The sequence below is a fragment of the Acinetobacter sp. ANC_7511 genome (genome assembly GCF_056779975.1).
Map to the genome: position 1 here is coordinate 1 of NZ_JBWYIY010000026.1, position 20,665 is coordinate 20,665.

General features: G+C 36.2%; 16 protein-coding genes. 8 read left to right on the forward strand and 8 right to left on the reverse strand.

The genetic code is table 11. The features are described from left to right. Positions 1-2,895, forward strand: a 2,895-nt coding sequence (locus AC1M9L_RS13970; RefSeq protein ID WP_481592459.1) for a type I secretion C-terminal target domain-containing protein, incomplete at its 5' end; no start/stop codon positions are given. Between the two features lie 79 nt (positions 2,896-2,974). Here the strand turns inward: AC1M9L_RS13970 and AC1M9L_RS13975 are convergent. From AC1M9L_RS13975 to AC1M9L_RS13985, 3 genes are read right to left on the reverse strand one after another with little or no spacing between them, the layout of a single operon-like run. Beyond that, positions 2,975-3,172, reverse strand: a complete 198-nt coding sequence (locus AC1M9L_RS13975) for a heavy-metal-associated domain-containing protein (RefSeq protein WP_481592460.1) — start codon at positions 3,170-3,172, stop codon at positions 2,975-2,977. Positions 3,173-3,206: 34 nt separating this feature from the next. Continuing rightward, positions 3,207-3,602, reverse strand: coding sequence for a MerR family transcriptional regulator (locus AC1M9L_RS13980; RefSeq protein WP_481592461.1), 396 nt, complete (start codon positions 3,600-3,602; stop codon positions 3,207-3,209). 23 nt (positions 3,603-3,625) lie between these two features. Next, positions 3,626-6,091, reverse strand: coding sequence for a heavy metal translocating P-type ATPase (locus AC1M9L_RS13985; protein WP_481592462.1), 2,466 nt, complete (start codon positions 6,089-6,091; stop codon positions 3,626-3,628). A gap of 309 nt (positions 6,092-6,400) precedes the next feature. Here AC1M9L_RS13985 and AC1M9L_RS13990 point away from each other — a divergent pair, with 309 nt between their 5' ends. Then, positions 6,401-7,015 carry an OmpW/AlkL family protein gene (locus AC1M9L_RS13990; protein ID WP_481592463.1) on the forward strand — a complete coding sequence of 205 codons (615 nt, stop codon included), beginning with the start codon at positions 6,401-6,403 and terminating at the stop codon, positions 7,013-7,015. Positions 7,016-7,084: 69 nt separating this feature from the next. On the opposite strand, the gene AC1M9L_RS13995 is transcribed toward AC1M9L_RS13990, so the two are convergent. Together AC1M9L_RS13995 and AC1M9L_RS14000 are read right to left on the reverse strand one after the other, a co-directional pair. Then, on the reverse strand, positions 7,085-7,693 hold the full coding sequence (locus tag AC1M9L_RS13995; RefSeq protein WP_035268656.1) for a MarC family protein: 609 nt from the start codon (positions 7,691-7,693) through the stop codon (positions 7,085-7,087). A gap of 34 nt (positions 7,694-7,727) precedes the next feature. After that, entirely contained in the window at positions 7,728-9,764 is a 2,037-nt protein-coding gene (locus AC1M9L_RS14000) for a choline transporter (protein ID WP_481592464.1), read from the reverse strand. Positions 9,765-10,012: 248 nt separating this feature from the next. Between AC1M9L_RS14000 and betI the strand changes: the two genes are divergently transcribed. The 4 genes from betI to AC1M9L_RS14020 are packed head-to-tail and all read left to right on the forward strand — an operon-like array spanning position 10,013 to position 14,575. Next, entirely contained in the window at positions 10,013-10,594 is a 582-nt protein-coding gene (gene betI, locus AC1M9L_RS14005; protein WP_035268653.1) for a transcriptional regulator BetI, read from the forward strand. Between the two features lie 33 nt (positions 10,595-10,627). Next, positions 10,628-12,103 carry a betaine-aldehyde dehydrogenase gene (betB, locus tag AC1M9L_RS14010; protein WP_481592465.1) on the forward strand — a complete coding sequence of 492 codons (1,476 nt, stop codon included), beginning with the start codon at positions 10,628-10,630 and terminating at the stop codon, positions 12,101-12,103. Between the two features lie 10 nt (positions 12,104-12,113). Continuing rightward, on the forward strand, positions 12,114-13,781 hold the full coding sequence (gene betA, locus AC1M9L_RS14015) for a choline dehydrogenase (protein ID WP_481592466.1): 1,668 nt from the start codon (positions 12,114-12,116) through the stop codon (positions 13,779-13,781). A gap of 14 nt (positions 13,782-13,795) precedes the next feature. Further along, positions 13,796-14,575, forward strand: a complete 780-nt coding sequence (locus AC1M9L_RS14020; protein ID WP_481592472.1) for a TorF family putative porin — start codon at positions 13,796-13,798, stop codon at positions 14,573-14,575. An 859-nt stretch (positions 14,576-15,434) separates the two neighbouring features. Here the strand turns inward: AC1M9L_RS14020 and AC1M9L_RS14025 are convergent. Further along, positions 15,435-16,580: an RICIN domain-containing protein gene (locus tag AC1M9L_RS14025; RefSeq protein ID WP_481592467.1), complete on the reverse strand. Its 1,146-nt coding sequence runs from the start codon at positions 16,578-16,580 to the stop codon at positions 15,435-15,437. A gap of 246 nt (positions 16,581-16,826) precedes the next feature. Here AC1M9L_RS14025 and zigA point away from each other — a divergent pair, with 246 nt between their 5' ends. Next, positions 16,827-18,047: a zinc metallochaperone GTPase ZigA gene (gene zigA, locus AC1M9L_RS14030; RefSeq protein ID WP_481592468.1), complete on the forward strand. Its 1,221-nt coding sequence runs from the start codon at positions 16,827-16,829 to the stop codon at positions 18,045-18,047. Between the two features lie 17 nt (positions 18,048-18,064). Here the strand turns inward: zigA and AC1M9L_RS14035 are convergent, their stop codons facing one another. Both AC1M9L_RS14035 and AC1M9L_RS14040 read right to left on the reverse strand, forming a co-directional pair. Then, positions 18,065-18,763, reverse strand: coding sequence for a DUF1826 domain-containing protein (locus AC1M9L_RS14035; protein WP_481592469.1), 699 nt, complete (start codon positions 18,761-18,763; stop codon positions 18,065-18,067). Between the two features lie 207 nt (positions 18,764-18,970). Beyond that, positions 18,971-19,207 carry a VF530 family protein gene (locus AC1M9L_RS14040; protein WP_481592470.1) on the reverse strand — a complete coding sequence of 79 codons (237 nt, stop codon included), beginning with the start codon at positions 19,205-19,207 and terminating at the stop codon, positions 18,971-18,973. A 260-nt stretch (positions 19,208-19,467) separates the two neighbouring features. Here AC1M9L_RS14040 and AC1M9L_RS14045 point away from each other — a divergent pair, with 260 nt between their 5' ends. After that, the gene (locus tag AC1M9L_RS14045; RefSeq protein ID WP_481592471.1) at positions 19,468-20,190 is read left to right on the forward strand and encodes a hypothetical protein; all 723 of its coding nucleotides are present in this window, start codon (positions 19,468-19,470) and stop codon (positions 20,188-20,190) included. Positions 20,191-20,665: the final 475 nt, after the last annotated feature.

Sequence of the window (20,665 nt, forward strand, 5' to 3'; positions counted from 1 at the left end):
CAGTTAGACACGCTAAAAGACACAGCACAAGAATTAGTAGATGCACTGCCTGAATCAGCGACTAAAGATAGCTTAGATAAGCGTTTAGACGCTTTAGATACAACTGTGCCAGAAGAGAATGTCATTCAAATACTGGCGGTTGATAATAATGTTTCATTAATCGCAATTCCTAAGAAAAACTCTGATATTGATCAATCCGTTGTAGATGTAATCGAACCATCTAAGACTTATGGTGGAATTACGATAGGACTTTCAAACGGTGCTGATATTGGAGCTATTATTCCAACTGAAAACAATCAGAGTAAAATAATTCAGGATAGTTCAGTAATTCTGGATATTAAGTCAGGATATTTAGCCAATATAAACCTATCTGGTGTTTCTGGTGGATTGATTGTTGGAGGTGCTTATAATCTAGTTGTTGTTAAAGAAACTCAGAACGGTTATGAAGTTGTTTATCGTGATAATAACTGGTTAAACACTGCTCTACTTACTAAATCTAAACAGGACACTATCACTTTAAATGAGAGTGGAAAGTATTATTTATTCCTTGAAAATGCTGGAGGCGTAAATGTAGGTGGAGCTACACTTGAAATTTCAAGTGTAGAAGCGTTCGAATTAAATCAAATTGATAGTGTGCAGCGTGAAATTAGTGGAAATATTCTTACTGATATCAACAATGATGATAGTACTTCAGAAAGCTCAGGCCAAGACTATATAGATGAGTATACAAAACTCACTACTGTTAATGGCATTGACATTAATCCGAATGGTGAAACCGTCATTGAAGTACCTGAAGGAGTTTTATATATAAATTCATCTGGCAGTTATAAGTTTGTATTGACCAATGCTGAAAATATTAATATAGGTGACAAAATTGAATTTTTGTATGAAATTAAACATGCATTAACAGGTCAGACTGATTCAGCAAAACTAATTATCGATGTAGCAACTTCAAATAAAGACAAATTTGATATTGATCAAATTTTCAATTTGGAACTAGAACCTAAAATAGAAGACATTGTAGAGCCTAGACAAACTACTAGTGGAACTATAATTGGAGCTAATTTGGGAATTGCTGATGTAGATGTCGCTACAATTCAAAATGGTCTTGAATTCACAGTTGAAAAAGGCAAGTTAAAAACCTTCAAGTTAGATGCTGCTGGAGGTGGTGTTACAGTAGGTTGGGTAGATGTAGAACTGGCGATCTATAAATATAATGAGAATACTCAGTCTTGGGAAGTGTATGATCATATTGAAGACTGGTTCTCATTTTTTATGGGTAATTCAACAGAATTTGACAGTGGAGTTACAGGCGGCGACCAACTAGACCTTAAATTTGATGAAGGAAAATATAAAATTGTTCCTTTGATCGATAGCAAAGGTCTTGCTGTTGGCCCTACAGTAGTCCTTAGAACTTCTGAAGAAAAAGATTACGATTTTACTGTTGTGAAGAAAGACCAATCAATATCTGACAACCTATTTGCAAGTGATGATTTAAATGCTGAAGTTATTAGTGTTAATGGAGTCAAACCTACTAATATCACGGATGATTTTTCTTTGGGCATGATAGAGATTGTCGGTAAACATGGTACTTTGACTGTTGCTAAAGATGGTTCATATACATATAAGTTAACTGATTCTAAAGTTCCGTTTGGTTCGGTTGAAACTTTCTCGTATCATTATAAAGTTGGGAATGTTGTAAAAAGTTCTACTTTAAATATTGAGCTTGATGTTTACACTAGATTAAATACAGAAACTGAAACTAATAATGTTGAAGTAACTTCAACCGTAATTGAAAAATCAGGGGTATCAATTTCTGAACTTCTTACAGGCTCGGATGATTCTTTCACTTTTGAAGTCAAGTCAATAAATGACGATAAAGATATTCAACTATTTAGTCCTCAGGTCACTCAAAATGTTACATTACATATTGGTACGACTTTATCAATTAAAGATGCTGATAACACGAGAATTACATATACCGTTAAAGATTCATCAGGAAATGTAGTAGCAACTGGTATTGCGGATGCGTCAAACTCGACGACTACTTCAATTACTATTCCAGCTCCATTATCTAACGGTATATATACAGTCGAATTAAGTTTAAATAACAGCGTTTGGGAACCCATCTTATTATCAGGATCACCTAAGTATAGTGTTGTTTCTAACGAGTATGTATATAAAGCAAATACAGATGCCAATTTAAATCCATTAAATATTTCTGGTAAGCTGTTAGCCGAAAATGACTTACTCTTAACAAGCTCTATTTCTGTAAAATATTCAGGTGAGTCAGCGAATTATATTAAAGCAACGACAAAAACATTCTTTAATGATGAAGATATAGTTATTACTACTGAGAATGGTACATTGGTTGTAAAAAATACTGGTGAATATATTTATACACCTAAAGAAAATAATTTATCTGGTGATTCATTTGAAATTACGGTGGTAAATTTTAATGGTGACTCTCAAAGTAAAGACATTAATTTTCAGTATACAACTGATGTGTTAGGTGAAACAGGTCCTAATAGTATAATTAGCTCAGGAGCAGATGATTTAATTAAAATGGGAGCTGGTACTGATACATTAATCTTCAACCTACTTGATCAAGCTGATGCAACAGGTGGAAACGGTTTTGATACGTGGTCAGATTTCGAAGTTGGGGTAGATAAGATTGATGTTTCTAAACTCTTGAGTGGCCAAGCTGTTAATGAAAATAATATTGGAGACTTTGTTTTTATTGATAAAGACTCTCAAGGCAATACTGTGATCAGTTTAGATAGAGATGGGGTAAATGGATCTCAATTCAACAAGACTGAATTACTGAATATTGGTCTACAAAATAATACGGATTTAACTTTGGAGCAGCTACTTCAAAACATTCAAATTATTTAATAATTCATAATAAAATGCATACTTAGGTATGCGTTTTATCAAAAAAGGCGAAACAATGTTTCGCCTTTTTTATGTCAATTTAATCTTTTAATTCAGGAGGGAAACCATCTTCAGTCAAAACTTCAGCGATTTTTTCAAAGTCATATGTTGTTTGAATATCCGCAATTTTGTTGGCAACATCTACATTAACGGTAGCATTAGGATCAAGTGACAGTACAGATGCAGTGACACCTTTAGCACAACCCGAACAACTAATATTTTCAATAAATAATTTCATAATAACCTCTTGCATTAGTTAACATTTATCACTGTCACGATTGAATATGTTCAATTTTATTCAGAATACTGCAGTTTGAACTCGAATCATTAGAGCACATCAGACTCGCAGCCTTTAATTTTAAAATCATTGATTGCATCGAATGAATTTGTTCTGTCAAAAAGTGGATATGTTGATCTGTAATTTTTTTCACATCAGCACTTTTTCTGTCAGGATTTTTCCAAAGCTCAACTAAACTTTTGATTTGAACGATCGAAAAGCCAAGATCTTTAGCATGTTTAATAAAACTTAAAGTCGAAAGGTCTTGCTCTGTGTAAACACGATAACCGCTAGTGCTTGTGGTCGGAACAGAAATGAGATCGATTTTCTCGTAATATCGAATCATTTTAGCAGTTAAGCCTGAACGTCGTGCTAATTCGCCAATATTCATAATCTTTCCTTTATTATAAGCTGCTAATTTAATTTCAATGTTTTGAGTCTTAAGGCATTCGCTAATACAAATATCGAAGAAAGTGCCATTGCGATTGCAGCTAAAACAGGTGAGAGCAGGATACCAGTCAATGGATAAAGGATACCTGCAGCAACCGGAATCAGACAAATATTGTATAGAAAAGCCCAGAACAGATTTTGATGAATATTTCTAATGGTCATTTCGCTTAATTTGATGGCTTTAGATAAGTTATTCAAATTTGATGACATTAAAATAAGGTCAGCCGTTTCAATGGCGACATCTGTACCTGAACCTATCGCAATACCGACTTGAGCTTGAGCAAGTGCAGGAGCATCATTAATACCATCACCAACAAAAGCAACATTTCCATGTCGCGTTTGAAGGGTCTCAACGATGTTTAACTTTTCATGTGGTTTGACCTGTGCATAAACTGCATTGATATTGAGTTGATTAGCCACATATTGCGCTGCATTTTGATGATCGCCAGTAATCAAAGCAATGTGCTTGTCGTTCTTTTTAAGTTGAGCCATAACCTCGTAGGTTTCAGGTCTTAATTGATCCGTGATTAAAATAATTGACGCAAGCTCACCATCGATGGAGACCGCGATGGGTGTTTGAGCTTCATCTAGTGATCTTTTATGGTGAGAGAGTGCATGAGAAAGCTTTGCATTTTCTCGAGTAATAAATTCTACAGATCCAATTTGAATATCCTGACCATTCAATTGTGCTTGAATGCCGAATCCTGAAATACTCTTAAACTCAGAAATTTCGATCATCTTTATATGATGATCGGATGCATATTGAACAATCGCTTTAGCAATTGGGTGCTCGGAATGATATTCAACGGATGCAACAGTTTGTAGAACCTGTTGATGTGTAAATGGTGCGAAAATCTCGATATGACTAATCGCAGGTTGCCCTATTGTTAATGTTCCAGTTTTATCAAATGCAAATGTTGAAATTTCTCGAAGTTTTTGAAGTGAAGTCGCATTTTTAAATAAAATTCCGTGTTCAGCAGCACGTCCCGTCGCAACCATTATCGACATCGGGGTTGCAAGTCCCATCGCACAAGGGCATGCAATAATCAAAACAGAAACGGCGTTAATCAACGCATAGCTGAGATTAGGTTCAGGTCCAATCACCAGCCACGCGATGAAAGTAATCATCGAAATCAAGAGGATAACTGGAACAAACCATAAGGTGACTTTATCGACTAAAGATTGTATGGGGAGCTTTTGTATCTGAGAATTTTCAACCAACTGAATAATTGAAGATAAAATGCTACTTTCAGAAGAATGTTTGGTTTCAATGACAAGAAATCCATTTTGATTGAGGGTTCCACCAACAACTTCTGAACCCATCAATTTGTGGATTGGAAAAGATTCTCCACTGATCATTGACTCATCTACAAAGCCTTCACCTGAAATAACCACGCCATCTACAGGAATTTTTTCACCAGGCCGAACTTCAACCTGCATACCGATTGTAATTTTATCAATCGATATATCTTTAGTCTGGAGGTCAGATACTCTAACTCGCGCTGTTTTAGGTTGTAAGCCAATCAGATGTTGAATCGCTGCAGAAGTTCGACCTTTAGCTCGTGCTTCTAGATATTTGCCTAACAAAATAAATGTAATAATGAGTGTTGCAGGTTCGTAATAGACATGTACTGACTGTTGTGGCAATAAACTTGGAAAGAACGTAGCAACAATAGAATATAAATAGGCAGCTCCTGATCCTAAACTCACCAAAGAATTCATGTCAGGATGTAAATTTATCAGTGACTTGATACCTTGTGTGAAAAAATGCCGTCCAGGTATAAAAATAACTAAAGTCGCAAGAATAAATTGGAATAACCAACTCTGATTTTGACTGATGTAAGTACCTATAAAATGATGAAATGAAGGCAAGAGGTGCGACCCCATTTCAATGATAAATATAGGTAAACTGAGTACAAGTGCGATAATAAAATGCTTGAGAATTTTTTTTGATTCTAGTTCGCGATTTGGAAGTGCTGTGATCGTTTGTTGTTCAAGTACAGCTTCAAACCCTGATCTTTCAATACGCTCAATAACTTGATCAACAGGAACTTGATAAAGTAGATCAATGCTTGCTATCTCAGTTGCCAAACTTACTTGTGCTGCTAATACACCTGGTATTTTTAGTAAAGAACGTTCAACTCGGCTCACACATGCAGCACAAGTCATGCCTAAAATTTTTAATTTTATTGTTGCCCATTTTTTAGTGTTAAAACCTGTTTTATTTACGGCTTGAATGATTTGTTGATCTTGTACATCTGTTGCTAACTCAATTTGTGCTATTTCAGTGGCGAGGTTTACGCTGGCATCTTGAATACCTTCGACTTTTTTTAATGAGTTTTCAACTCGGCTTACACAAGCAGCACAGGTCATTCCTTCAATTTTGATTTGAATAGATTTAGTTGAAGTAGATGACATACTTAACTCCATATGCTGATTGAAATAAGGTCATGATCATTCTAAACCTTCCCATTGTGGTAAGGTCAATAAGATTTGTTTCTTGTTTCATCATTACTGATTGGAATCCAAATTAGGCGTATGTTCTTTCCTCACTTAAATTAAAAACAATATTCCAAAAATCAATTTAAATTGAATAAATTTTCTTAAATAAAAAATCATCAAAACAAATCAGAATAAAAAATAACCAACAAAAAGAATTATCGATATGATCTAAAGCATTCAATTTAATTGATTAACAATCTTCAAAATTTCAGATATTTATAAAAAATGGGTAATGAAATGAATGATAAATTAAGTTTTGGTTTATTCGCGATTTTATTGAGTACCGTGGCATTGAGTTCTAATGCGCACAGCGCAGATTATAAATGGAAGATAAGAGGTGCGATTAGCAATGTTGACCCTACATCTTCTCCAGGTAGTATTTTTAATCAAACAGCACCCGTCACAATAGATAATGCTTGGGGAGTCACTGGCACGATCTCTTATTTTTATACACCAAATATTGCATTTGATGTATTAGTCGGTTTGCCACCAGAGCATAAAATTAATGTTGCTGGTAATGAAGTCGCAAAAACAAAACATTTACCTCCAATTTTCAGTGTGCAATATCACTTCTTACCCAATGAAAAGTTACAACCTTATGTGGGTCTGGGCTTAAATTACACCTATTTTTTTAATGACCGATTATATAGTGGTGATAAGTTCGATCTCTCAGATTCTTTTGGTTGGGCTGGTCAAATAGGCGTAGATTACCAATTTAATCCTCAATGGAGTGTTGGTGCTGATATCCGATATGCGGATATCAAAACTGATGTAAAAGTAAATGGAGAAAAGGTAGGAAGTGTGGACGTAGATCCAACGGTGTATAGTTTAAATATCGGATATAGATTCTAAATATTAGGGTTTAAAAAAAGGAGTCAATGATAAGACTCCTTTTTTATAAATATCAACAACAACCTTCAATTAGCCATTGATGATCCCAGTAACACCAGTCACGATCATATCAATGGCAATCGTACCGATAAGCAATGCAGCAACACGACCCACGATATCTACATATAAGTCGATATAATTAGAATATTTATGCTGTAAATTATCATGCAAATATTTCATTAATATCAAAAGACTACAGGTTAAGAATAAGGTCATAAAGATGACTGTGATCGTCTGCCATAAACTTAATTGAATGCCAGTGATTACAGATGCAGAGATTGTTCCTGGACCGATCATAAAAGGCATGGCGATCGTACCAGCCAAATGGTTTGGTGCTCCACGCATGACCCCAATCGTATCAGCACCTTCAAATACATAACGATAACCGATCACCAAGAAAATGATTCCACCAAAAATTTGGAAAGATTCAAATCGTGCATGAAGTACATCATTAAAAAAAGCTTCACCTGTTTTAGCAAAAATGACAAAAACCACAAAGCTAATCAAACTACCTTGGATCAGGGCCATATTAAAAACTTTTGCATCTGAATTTCGAATAATCCCAAGCATATAAATGCTCATTAAAAAGGGATTAAGCAACGAAAAAAATAGAGCAAAGGCGTTTAGACTTTCTGACATGGTCATTTTCCTTGTTTAGATGAGCTACTACTAACTAAATGTCACGATCAGGAAATTGTGGACGTTTACCTGGACTGATTCGGTTAATATGAAGGTACATCATATGACGTTCATATTTGTCCAAAATGTCGTTAATCACTTGTTCTTTGTTGTAACCGACCAAATCATTACCTTGTGAACCTTCAAACAAGTAACTTTCTAAACGATAGTAATAACGCTTTGTTCGTTTAGCACGGGTACTAAAGTTAGGGGTGTCATAACGAACGGGCCAAATCTCATATACGAAATTTTCTTCTTCATTCAAGTGAATAATGAGGTCCAAATGATAAAGCTCAGCATTATCTTCAAGAGGCTTAGTATTCACATCGACTTTGACACCTTTGGATAAAAGTTCCTGTGCCACGGCATCCATTGCAGGTTTACACACATCATCTAACATTTTTAATGTTTGTTCATGGCTTGGATGAAGCATTACGCGACTGAGTCGCTTTTTCCAATTGAGAATATCCACATTGCCCACGACTGGCGCGGCATTTAAGCTAGTACTGGCTTGTCTGAAATCTTCCAATCTCAAGGATTTGTATAAACCCGCCATCACAAAGAATATGACAAAGCTAAAAGGCAGACCCATGATGATGGTTGTGTTCTGTAAGGCAGTAATACCATTTGCCATCAGCATCGCCAAGGTGAGTAAACCAATGGCTATAGCCCAAAATACGCTGAGCCATCTTGGAGAGTCATGCTCGATATTGGTGAATTTTGTCGTGAAATTACCCAAAACAAGAGCGCCTGAGTCTGCAGAAGTGACATAAAATAATAATCCTGTAATTGTTGCTATACCTGCTAAGAAGGTAAAACCAGGATATTGTGCAAGTAGGTCATAGAAACCATGCGCTGGATTTTCTAAAACGGTTGTTGCAAGTTGTGCATTACCATCAAAAATTACATTGTGAAGTGCACTATTTCCAAAGATGGATAACCAAGTCAGTGTAAATAGTAGAGGAATAATCAACGTACCAAATACAAACTCACGAATGGTACGACCACGAGAAATTCGTGCTAAAAACAGACCGACAAATGGCGACCATGCAATCCACCAAGCCCAAAAGAAAAGCGTCCAACTGTTCATCCATTCTTTAGGTTGTTCGAATGGAAAACTCATTAAACTCAATTTCGGGAATTGACTGAGGTAATCACCTAAATTTTGGATTAAGCCTGCGAGTAAGAATTCTGTATTACCAATCAAAAGAATAAAGAGGAGTAACCCAATCGAGACATAGATATTGATTTCAGAAAGTACGCGAATCCCTTTATTCACACCTGCCGTTACTGAGATGACAGTAATAACCACTGCGATCCCGATTAGACCAGCTTGAATCCACAAATTTTCAGGTAGATTGAAGAGAACATGAAGACCATAATTGAGTTGTACGACACCAATACCACAGGTAGTCGCGATACCAAAAATTGTACCTAAGACGGCTGCTGTATCTACAGTGTGACCTATAGGGCCGTTAATTTTTTTTCCAAAAATAGGGTAGAGAGCTGAACGGATCGTAAGGGGAAGGTTATAACGATAACTGAAGTAACCTAAGGCTACACCAACCAATGCATACATGCTCCAACCAGTTAAACCATAATGAAACAAGGTCCATACCATAGACTGACGTGCTGCTTCAAAGGTTTGTCCTTCGCCCACAGGTGGGTTCATGTAATGCGATAAAGGTTCAGCCACGGAAAAGAACATGAGATCAATACCAATACCTGCAGAAAAGAGCATTGCAGACCAACTTAGTAAACTAAATTCAGGCTTAGAGTGTTTAGGTCCTAATTTAATTTCGCCATATCGAGAGCATGCGATAAATACAATAAAGACAAAATAGAGTGTCGCAGCCAACAGGTAATACCAACTAAAGGTTCTGCTTACCCAATTGAGGGTTTGTGTAATGACGTTATTAGCAGCTTCATTAAACAAAATTGTGGTGATCGAAAACAAAAGTATCAATGATGCTGATACATAGAACACGACCTTATTCAAACTATCCTGCGTTTGATCATTTTTGTTATGCATAAATCAGTGACCATTCAATGAGTAATGAAATGATCTACAGCGCAGTTCGATTTATATCCTGATAGAAGCTTGCTTGATCCACAATTACAAACTTTTGCAAATACAAAACAAACTGAGCTGTACATCATGGAAGTAATAGCACTATAATTTTTATTGATTGAACGTTCAATTAAAAAAACGTTTACTAATGTTACAGCGTTCTTATTGATAAACGCTAATTATAATCTCATGTAAGTTTAGGTCATCTTATGCCAAAAGTTGGTATGCAACCCATTCGTCGTCAACAATTGATTGATGCCACTCTCTCCACTGTAAATGAGCTCGGTTTTGCTGATGCATCCATTCAACAGATCGCGCAAAGAGCAGGTGTCTCCACGGGTATTATTAGTCATTATTTTGGTGGCAAGAATGGATTGATTGAGGCAACCATGCGCTATTTACTACAGCAACTTGGAGAAAGTGTAAGGGATCTAAAATCAGAGGTTGGACATTCTCCAGAAGATCGTTTAATGGCGATTGTTAAAGCGAATTTTGCTACTCCTCAGACCAATCAAGCCGCGATGAAAGTATGGCTCGCGTTTTGGGCTATTAGTTTGCATCAACCCGATCTACACCGATTACAGCAAGTGAATCACTGTCGTCTACATTCAAATTTAAAACATGAGTTTTTAAAACGTTTAAGCCCCCTAAAAGCTGAGCAAGCAGCTCAAGGGTTGGCTGCATTAATTGATGGGTTCTGGTTAAGGGGCGCATTAACAAGAAGTGAGATTGATACTGATCTTTCTATCCGTCTTTGCCATGCCTTTATCCAGCAGCAACTTACACAATAATTTTTAATATTTACTATATCTGAGGCTAATCGTATGAATAAATTCCCATTACAACGTCCTTATATTCATGGACAATTCGTCGATGCTCAATCAGGTCAAACTTTTGATTCGATTAATCCAGCCACGGGGCAAGTTCTCGCGACCATTCAAGCATGTTCTCAACAGGATGTGGATCAAGCCATTCTATCTGCCAAACAAGGACAGAAAGTTTGGGCTGAAATGACTTATATGCAGCGTTCAAGAATTTTAAATAAAGCTGTAGCTATTTTACGTGAAAGAAATGATGAACTTGCCACCATTGAGTCCTTAGATAGTGGGAAAGCCTATAGTGAAACATCGACTGTAGATATTGTGACAGGTGCTGATGTACTCGAATACTACGCTGGAATTTTACCTGTACTCGAGGGTCAACAGATTCCTTTAAGAACAGATTCATTTGTCTATACACGCCGTGAACCTTTGGGAATTGTAGCTGGTATAGGAGCATGGAATTATCCAATTCAAATTGCCTTATGGAAGTCAGCACCTGCTTTGGCCGCGGGGAATGCAATGATTTTCAAAGCCAGCGAGATTACCCCATTAACAGCCTTTAAATTGGCAGAAATTTATACCGAAGCTGGAGTGCCAGATGGGGTATTCAATGTTGTAACAGGGGGCGGTGATATTGGTGCCTATTTAAGCCAGCATGTAGATATTGCGAAAATTTCATTTACTGGTGGTGTGAGCACTGGAAAAAAAGTGATGGCTCAAGCTGCTGAATCCAGTCTTAAAGAAGTCACGATGGAGTTGGGTGGGAAGTCACCATTAATTATTTGTGAAGATGCTGATTTAGACTTAGCTGCAGATATTGCAATGATGGCAAATTTCTATAGTTCTGGACAGGTTTGTACGAATGGGACACGAGTATTTATTCCAGAATCATTACAGCCAAAATTTGAAGAAAAGCTATTAGAACGTATTCCTTATATCCGCTTAGGTAATCCGCTTGATCCAGAAACAAATTTTGGACCAGTATCTAGCTTTGCGCATATGAATAAAATTTTGGCATTCATTGATTCTGCTAAAAGGGAGGGAGCACGTTTAGTGTGTGGTGGTTCTAGAGCAACAGATGATCATTTAAAAAATGGTGCTTTTTTACTGCCTACAATCTTCAGTGATTGTCGAGATGAGATGACCATTGTTCAAGAGGAAATCTTCGGTCCTGTGATGAGTATTTTGACATATACATCAGAAGAAGAAGTGATTCGTCGCGCTAATAATACTTCTTATGGATTAGCTGCTGGCGTGGTTACACCTGATATTGTCAAAGCACATCGAATCATCCACCAAATTGAAGCAGGTATATGTTGGATCAATACGTGGGGTGAGTCGCCAGCTGAAATGCCAGTCGGTGGCTATAAGCATTCTGGTGTAGGAAGAGAGAATGGTTTAACGACTTTACAACACTACACGCAAATCAAATCGGTACAAGTGGAATTAAGTTCATTTCAATCTGTATTTAAAGCCTAAGGAGAACACTATGACATATGATTACATTATCATAGGTGCAGGTTCTGCTGGGAATGTACTTGCAGCGAGACTCACCGAAGATCCAGATATTAAAGTTCTGCTCCTTGAAGCGGGTGGCCCTGACTACCGTTTAGATTTTAGAACTCAAATGCCTGCTGCTTTGGCTTATCCTTTACAAGGTCGACGTTATAATTGGGCATATTTGACCGATCCAGAACCACATATGAATAACCGCCGTATGGAATGTGGACGTGGTAAAGGTTTAGGTGGTTCATCATTAATTAACGGTATGTGTTATATCCGTGGGAATGCCATGGATTTAGAGCAATGGTCTCAAATGAAAGGACTCAGTCATTGGCGCTATGCTGAATGTTTACCTTACTATAAAAAAGCAGAGTCTAGAGATATTGGTGCAAATGAATATCACGGTGATCAAGGCCCAGTAAGTGTTGCTACGCCAAAGTCAGACAATAATGAGTTATTTCATGCAATGGTTGAAGCGGGTGTGCAAGCTGGATATCCACGTACGGATGATTTAAATGGATACCAACAAGAAGGCTTTGGTCCAATGGATCGTACGGTGACACCTCAAGGCAGACGTTCCAGTACCGCTCGTGGCTATTTAGATATGGCTAAAGGTCGTCAGAATTTAACGATTATTACGCATGCCACAACCAATCGAATCTTATTTGAAAAAAAACAAGCTATCGGTGTTGAGTACATTCTTGGTCAAGATGCAACAAATTTACACAAGGTCTATGCTGAGCGAGAAGTATTGCTGTGCGCAGGTGCTATTGCATCACCTCAAATTTTACAGCGTTCAGGGGTAGGAGCTAAGTCATTATTAGAGTCACTGGATGTAAAGGTTGTGCAAGATTTACCGGGAGTGGGTGAAAATTTGCAAGATCATTTAGAAATGTATCTTCAATACCAATGTAAGAAGCCCGTCAGTCTTTACCCTGCATTAAAATGGTATAATCAACCTAAAATTGGCGCTGAATGGCTGTTTTTGGGTAAAGGTATTGGTGCAAGCAATCAGTTTGAAGCAGGTGGATTCATCCGCTCTAGTGATGAGTTTGAGTGGCCGAATCTCCAGTATCACTTTTTACCAATTGCAATTAACTACAATGGTACCAATGCAATCAATGAACATGGTTTTCAAGCACATGTTGGATCTATGCGATCGCCGTCAAGAGGAAGAATTCGCTTAACCTCGAAAAATCCTTTTGATCATCCGAGCATTTTATTTAACTACATGAGCACTGAACAAGATTGGCGCGAATTCCGTGATGCAGTGAGAATTACACGAGAAATTATGCATCAGCCTGCATTAGATCAGTATCGAGGTAGAGAAATTAGTCCAGGTTCAGCATTAAAAACAGATCAGCAAATTGATGAATTTGTAAAAAATCATGCAGAAACAGCGTATCATCCTTCGTGTAGCTGTAAAATGGGTGAAGATGATTTAGCTGTTGTGGATGGTTACGGTCGTGTCCATGAAATAGATGGGTTGCGAGTGGTCGATGCTTCTATCATGCCGCTGATTATTACTGGTAATCTCAATGCAACGACGATCATGATGGCCGAGAAGATTGCAGATCACATTCGTAATCGACCTGCTTTAACCCCTTCAGATGCACCATTTTATCGTGCAGAAACTTCACCCTCATTTTCTTAATTATAAATTTTATGATGATTAAAACGACTCAAGCAGTGCTGTTGAGCACTGCTAGCTTTATTATTTTACCCAGTTATGCAAATTCTACGAATCAAGAAACAAATTCACCAATTCAATTTGATGGATATGTCACATTAACCTCCAAATACATTTCACGTGGTTTAACAAATGCACCAGAAAATGATGACCTCGCAATTCAAACAGGTCTAAACCTCAGTTATAACAACTTCTATGTCGGGTATTGGGGTTCTACACTAGGCTACTCTTATGCTGAACTTCAAGGTGATAAGCGCCGTAAAACTGATAAATTGGAGCACGACTTTATTGTCGGCTACAGTTTTGATACTGGTAGGACAAATTGGAATATTTGGAATGCCACTTATTTCTATCCGAACGCGTCAAATACAACTTCCAATGAAATGGGGGTAACTGCCACACACCAATTCAATGATAAAAACTCTTTATCAACCAGTTTATCTGCATATACATATGATGTCGTGTATGCAAACCAAGGGGATACTTATCTAAACGTAATATATACCCACCAACTCAATGATAAATTATCTGCTACAGCAAGTGCTGCAGCGAGCTATTTTAATGATAATGGGAAATATGAAGGTCTAGAGCTCGGTGATACAAAACGAGAATTTGCTTATCGCTTCTCATCTATCGGGCTAGATTATGCCTTGACACCAGAACTCGGATTGAGTGGACAATATATTTTTGGTGGTAAGAACCGCTATAACGAACAACAGAAAAATTTAGGTGTAGTGGCTTTCACCTATAGGTTCTAATTTAAGAAAATCTTCAAATGCTTAGGATTAAATTTTGAATACCAAAATAGCCTAAGCAAAAGTGTAATTTTTAAATTAGACTCATCAATAAATAAAATATCGACATATCAAAGATTATTAGTAAAAAATTTATCAACTTAGTGTTTATTTAATGAGTGATAGAAGTAAAGCATTCACCAAAAATAGGTCATGAATATGACGAGGAGAGTAAAATTTTACGCAATTTTTTCACATGAATTTATTTAGAAATAGTTCTTGTGAAAAAAGTTCACTAAGATTTTTTGATGTTACATAGATGACTATGCTCAAGTATTAACTGATTTCAGCCAAATTCATAAATCAACTAGATATCCTATAATTTATAATTCATGAAGGACAATGGATTAAAAAAATAGAACTATGAATGTTCATAATAAACATGAGGTTAGAATTTGATTCTCTCCAATATTAAAATAGGGCTTTTGATTTCTATCTTCAGAGATAAATAACTAAACGTCTAATCTCATTTATTAAGTTTTAATATTTTGAAGAATTTTGTTCTCATCATTAACGGCGCTATCGAAAAAATAGCAAAGATTTATGAAGAATATTTTTAATTGTTTTTATTTTATTGCTGTCATCAATATTACAAATATACCTTAGACAATATCTCCCTAAAATCATTGAACTTATTTCGCTTTTTGAGCCAGTATTAAGAAGGCTTTTAACCTGAGTGAGCTGGCTTATCTATGAGTAAAATCTCTAATTTAGATATCTAATTTTACTAAAATTAGTACGAGTCACTCAAAGAAAGCAAAAAAATTAAAATTTCAGCATTAAAATTCAGAGCTTTAAATGCTAAAGCTCTGAATTTAATAAGTTAACGTGTAATTTTCCACGTTTGATATGAATTATTGCTTTGACATCCAATCATTTGTAGGCGTGCCATACTATTTGCACCATCAGCGGCATCAAGGCATAGACCTGTTTTTAAGTTGATATATTGGCTTGTATGGGGACTATACATCCATCGTTGACTACTATCATTATTGCACGGCGCAACTTTAACAAAATTATCTTTATCATCGCCCATCAAACACGCATCCCGATGAGTTAAGTATAAGCGATGTGTGTGATCCGTACTCATACGTTGATTACCGTTGTTGGGATCGCATGAATACAATCCCATTTGTTGACCACCATTCAAGCTATCTGCACAAAAACCTCGTGCACCATTTTTCAAAATGAAAGGTTTTTGCTGGGTGTAATTGGCATTATTCACAGTAGAAATGCAAGTAGAATCATCCGTGCAATGCGCTGATGCCACTTGTACACAATTTCCATAAGTTTTAGTCGTTTGTGATTTAGACTTGATTGAAGAGTTTGCTATTGCAGAATAGGTCGCAGATACAGATGTATGAACATCATTACAACTGTTATAGCCATAAATACCGTTGGGTTGTTGATGCTGTCTGAAATTTTCGGTAAATGTAACTAAACTATCAAAACCACCCCAGGTCTGCGGCACATTGATTTTTGCAATTTCAAGTTGTTTACCAGTACTCATGTTTTTAACAAAGGCTGAGACTGTACTGTCATTATTTTTCACAATCTTAAAATTATATTTCGTGCCTTCCTTCCATTCATAAGGTAAATCACATTGAACGCCATCACCTTCGTGATCGAATTGTCTGCAATACGCAGGGTATCCTGTTTTCCAAGATGTCGCTTTCCAGATTGAGAAATTTAAATATTTCTGATCATTGCTTCGTTGTTGCAATCCAACATAGCCACCATCACCATGCTTGATTGAAAATTGATTGGCCCAAAATGTATTACCATCATTTCCTGGCTCATTGGTAATGATGATTTGATTTTCGAGTGTTGCAAAGCCATTAGCAGGAATATTGTTCCAATGGTAGTCAGTCGAAACCATTCCGCCTGCAACCACGGCATACGTATTCGAAACTCCAAGTAACAGAGAAGTACTTAAAGTGGTACGAATAATAAGATTGATTAAATTCATTGTTATATGCTCATATGATTATAAAAATTAAGACATAGATTCTTTAGTTTTACTTATGATTCTACAGTGATGAATACAATTTAGAATCACTATAAATAAATTTTATTAAAGTTTAACTAAACATTAAATATATTGAAATGTTATAACATAACAATTATGATTTAGTTACATCAAAAATCAAGATCATTCATTGATTGCAATAAGCGATCAAATGATGTGGTTGAACATGAAAACGAGTAACTCACCATGAATATTGATTCTTCACAACCGTATAAATTACCTGTCACTGTGCTATCTGGATTTCTTGGTGCAGGAAAAACCACACTTTTAAATCATATTTTAAATAATAGAGAAGGAAAACGTGTCGCAGTAATTGTGAACGATATGTCAGAAGTCAATATTGATGCGGCTTTAGTCAGAGAAGGTGGGGCGGAATTATCACGAACGGAAGAAAAACTCGTTGAAATGAGTAATGGATGTATTTGCTGTACTTTGAGAGAAGATTTATTAGTAGAAGTAAGACGATTAGCGGAAGAGAAAAAATTTGATCAACTCGTCATTGAATCTACCGGAATATCAGAACCTCTACCTGTAGCCGAAACATTTACGTTTGAAGATGAAGACGGCGTATCTCTAAATGAGTACGCTCGTTTAGATACCATGGTGACCGTAGTCGATGCATTCAATTTTTTACGTGATTATCGTTCATATGATCTTCTTCATGATCGTGGCGAATCACTTGGAGAATTTGACCAACGTACTGTTGTGGATTTACTGATAGATCAAATCGAATTTTGTGATGTTATTATTCTAAACAAAACTGATTTAATCGATGAGCATCAGAAGTCCCAGCTTTATGCGATTCTCAAAAAGCTTAACCCTAGAGCAAAAATTGAGTCATCCACATTTGGTCAGGTTGAACTCGATAAAATACTCAACACAGAGCTTTTTAATTTTGATGAAGCCTCACAAGCACCTGGTTGGTTAAAAGAATTAAGAGGAGAGCATAAGCCTGAAACTGAAGAATATGGAATCGAAAGTTTCGTATACAGAGCAAGAAGACCCTTTCACCCACAACGTTTTTACAATTTTATTCATTCAGAATGGAAAGGTGTTATACGCTCAAAAGGATTTTTTTGGCTTGCTGCGGAACCAACAATGGCTATGTCTTGGTCACAAGCTGGAGGTATGGCTCGGCATGGTCAAGCAGGATATTGGTGGGCTTCGGTACCACAAGAGGAATGGCCACAAGATACGCAATCTATTCAAGAAATTGAATCGAGTTGGCATCCAGAAACGGGTGATGCCAGACAGGAAATTGTTTTAATTGGTCAAGAGATGGATAAAGAGCAATTAATCCAAAATTTTGATCAATGTTTACTTACTGATTCGGAGATGAGTTTAGGACCAATCGTTTGGTGTAATTTGTTTAATCCATTTGAAGCTGAAAAAGAATTACTCGCCTAAATTGAGCAAGGAATTCCTTAACAAATTAAGAGTAATCTGAGTTCTCCTGCATTTTCTTTTGGAGCACGGTGAACACAAGGAAGTGCTTTCTGATCAGGATGATCTACAGCCAAACGCCAGAGATGACCAATTCCTAAATTTAAAGGTGTTGCACCATTTTTAGGTTGATAGTGAAGATCCATATAGGTCTCTTCAAGAAAATCGTCAAACTCATGGTCTTCGCCATCAAACAATGATTTAATTTTTTGACGGATTTCTGGGATTAGAATTTTTTGTTCAACCTGTTCATTGGAAATAATATCGCTAGCCACCCCGTAATAGGTACACAAATATGTATCCGTTGCTAATGGCGATCGATCTACATGAAAAGAATATACATCAGTGCTGATAAAATCCAATTCTTCATCACGCTGATATTGCTTAATTAAGTTTAAAGACGGCGATGCGCCCAATTCGGTGAGCAACGTTACATCATTAATAATAATGTCTCTCGCTTTGCTTGCAGAGTCTGAAAGTTTGAGTTGCTCTAATTGTGCGATGGAAATTTCAGTAATATCTTCTATGAGTGTAAGTTTTTCAACGATTTCTTTGAAATTGTAATCTAAATGCCTATACCAACATAAAGCATTGACATGGTCTTCAAAAACTTCATTCGCTAATGCTTGGAAAGTATTCACCAATTTGGCTTGAGGATATGAGTGAATGAGTTCGAGCATATGATCTAAAACTTTTTAAAAACATATTATAGCTTTTAGCTCTAGACTTGATAAGACTGGATTTAGATGATTGATCGTCGTTCAATGTAGTAGGAGAGTGGGGCTTCCACCCATAACTACACGATGTGAACAAAAACGATAGATACTCATTAAGGCTATTCTACAATTGGGTATAAAAAGTTAAACATAGCTTAAGTTTTTTGTTGGCTAGAATTTCTGTTTAGCTTTTTGACGGAGAACATACAAATATAAGCTTTCTACTTTTTCACGTGCCCATGGTGTAGTCCGTAGAAATCGTAAAGATGATTTAACACTCGGGTCGATGCAAAAACAACGAATTTCAATTTTACGACTTAATCCTTCAAAGCCTCCGTAGTAATCCAATAACTCATCTAAAATGTCAGCAAGTTTTTTGCCATGTAAAGGGTCATTGGAGGTGTTCATAGTAGATCAACTGAATTGTGTAAGATGAGCATTATAACCTGAGCTAGACAAAAATTGAGAACGTTGCTGTATATACTTAATGGTCCATCAAAAATGACAGATTTTGTTTTGGTTTAAATTTTTTTTCCTAATTTGAATTCTAATCATTAGTTGTTTTAAGCGATGTAACAAGACGATGGGTAGTATTGGTGTGCTGTTAAAGATATCCTATTTAACATAAATTGAAGTTGTGTGACTTCAGAATGACGTGAAGAGAAAAAATGGCTGATAATAAAATTAAAATTGCATTGTATTTAAGTGGCTGGACATTTGAAGATGGTAGCAAGGAGGATCTTCTACAAAATGCTGTAAAAATTGTTGCTACAGAATTTGATTCCTCCATGAAAGGGAGTATTTTCTGCCCAATATGTTTTACACCTTTATCTAGAAAACCCTTAAGTGGTGATTATTTTTCAAATGGGCGAAAAGCTTCATTTTCACATTTACCTTCATATAGCAAAGTTGAATGTAAATTAAGAACACCTAAAGCAGAAGGTAAATTGTACGAAAATGAGGAAGAAGCAAAACAAGCAATTGAAAACAAAGAACTAGCTATTATTAGTAGCTTCAAAACTGATCCTCCAGTAATGGATGATGAACAAGCAGGCGAATATGATGTGACAGCTATTGAGGATGAGGATGGTCCACTTACAACTATTCCAATTTCCAGACACAATGGTGAAGCTTTTGATTTGCCTTCAAAAATATCAACTATTGCTGGTATTTGTAAAAAGTTCCATGAAAACTTCTATAAATATTTTTATTTACCAAACTCTAATGTAGCTGTTCAATTGAATGAATTGTTGCATAGTGTAGAAGATGTCACAGAGGAAGATGAGGAACCTAAACTATATTATGGAATCATTCGCAACTCTTATGTTGGTGGAAAAGGTGAAGATCATAATATGACGAATTGTTCTTTTTGGGGGCAAAATCACAGGTAATGGTATCGGTCTCTGTGTCGAGTACTTAAAATGGGGTGAATATGGACTTTTACCTGAAAAATATAATTCTATCTTAATTGATTAAGCTGGTAAAAAAAGAGTCCACGTTATCTAATGGTGGACTCTAGTTTTAAATTTAAGAATAAAAGGGCTGTTAATCCTCCTAATTTTACAGCTTCTTTGGGTTTTAGATTCTTCAAGTAATATTTGATCAGAGCATGTATTACATCTTCTTCTTTCATCAAAATTTTTTTCTCAATGACGAGTTTTATCTAAGATTCCTTGATACTGAATTCTTAGCCATCACAAATTATATAAACCAATGTTAATGGTTGTTGTTCCAGATATTCTATTTAACATAATATACATTATGCGAAATTGTGGTGTTAGAAACCATTTAAAGTGTCTATATTCTCACCAATAAAAATGTCTAGTTTATGATGGTTTTTACCATCATGGACTGGATATAAATTAG

What these genes read in the sequence shown, in the direction of transcription:
- AC1M9L_RS13975 (WP_481592460.1), bottom strand. Translation starts at nt 3,172, where the DNA reads ATGAAATTATTTATTGAAAATATTAGTTGTTCGGGTTGTGCTAAAGGT.
- AC1M9L_RS13980 (WP_481592461.1), bottom strand. Translation starts at nt 3,602, where the DNA reads ATGAATATTGGCGAATTAGCACGACGTTCAGGCTTAACTGCTAAAATG.
- AC1M9L_RS13985 (WP_481592462.1), bottom strand. Translation starts at nt 6,091, where the DNA reads ATGGAGTTAAGTATGTCATCTACTTCAACTAAATCTATTCAAATCAAA.
- AC1M9L_RS13990 (WP_481592463.1), top strand. Translation starts at nt 6,401, where the DNA reads ATGAATGATAAATTAAGTTTTGGTTTATTCGCGATTTTATTGAGTACC.
- AC1M9L_RS13995 (WP_035268656.1), bottom strand. Translation starts at nt 7,693, where the DNA reads ATGTCAGAAAGTCTAAACGCCTTTGCTCTATTTTTTTCGTTGCTTAAT.
- AC1M9L_RS14000 (WP_481592464.1), bottom strand. Translation starts at nt 9,764, where the DNA reads ATGCATAACAAAAATGATCAAACGCAGGATAGTTTGAATAAGGTCGTG.
- betI (WP_035268653.1), top strand. Translation starts at nt 10,013, where the DNA reads ATGCCAAAAGTTGGTATGCAACCCATTCGTCGTCAACAATTGATTGAT.
- betB (WP_481592465.1), top strand. Translation starts at nt 10,628, where the DNA reads ATGAATAAATTCCCATTACAACGTCCTTATATTCATGGACAATTCGTC.
- betA (WP_481592466.1), top strand. Translation starts at nt 12,114, where the DNA reads ATGACATATGATTACATTATCATAGGTGCAGGTTCTGCTGGGAATGTA.
- AC1M9L_RS14020 (WP_481592472.1), top strand. Translation starts at nt 13,796, where the DNA reads ATGATTAAAACGACTCAAGCAGTGCTGTTGAGCACTGCTAGCTTTATT.
- AC1M9L_RS14025 (WP_481592467.1), bottom strand. Translation starts at nt 16,580, where the DNA reads ATGAATTTAATCAATCTTATTATTCGTACCACTTTAAGTACTTCTCTG.
- zigA (WP_481592468.1), top strand. Translation starts at nt 16,827, where the DNA reads ATGAATATTGATTCTTCACAACCGTATAAATTACCTGTCACTGTGCTA.
- AC1M9L_RS14035 (WP_481592469.1), bottom strand. Translation starts at nt 18,763, where the DNA reads ATGCTCGAACTCATTCACTCATATCCTCAAGCCAAATTGGTGAATACT.
- AC1M9L_RS14040 (WP_481592470.1), bottom strand. Translation starts at nt 19,207, where the DNA reads ATGAACACCTCCAATGACCCTTTACATGGCAAAAAACTTGCTGACATT.
- AC1M9L_RS14045 (WP_481592471.1), top strand. Translation starts at nt 19,468, where the DNA reads ATGGCTGATAATAAAATTAAAATTGCATTGTATTTAAGTGGCTGGACA.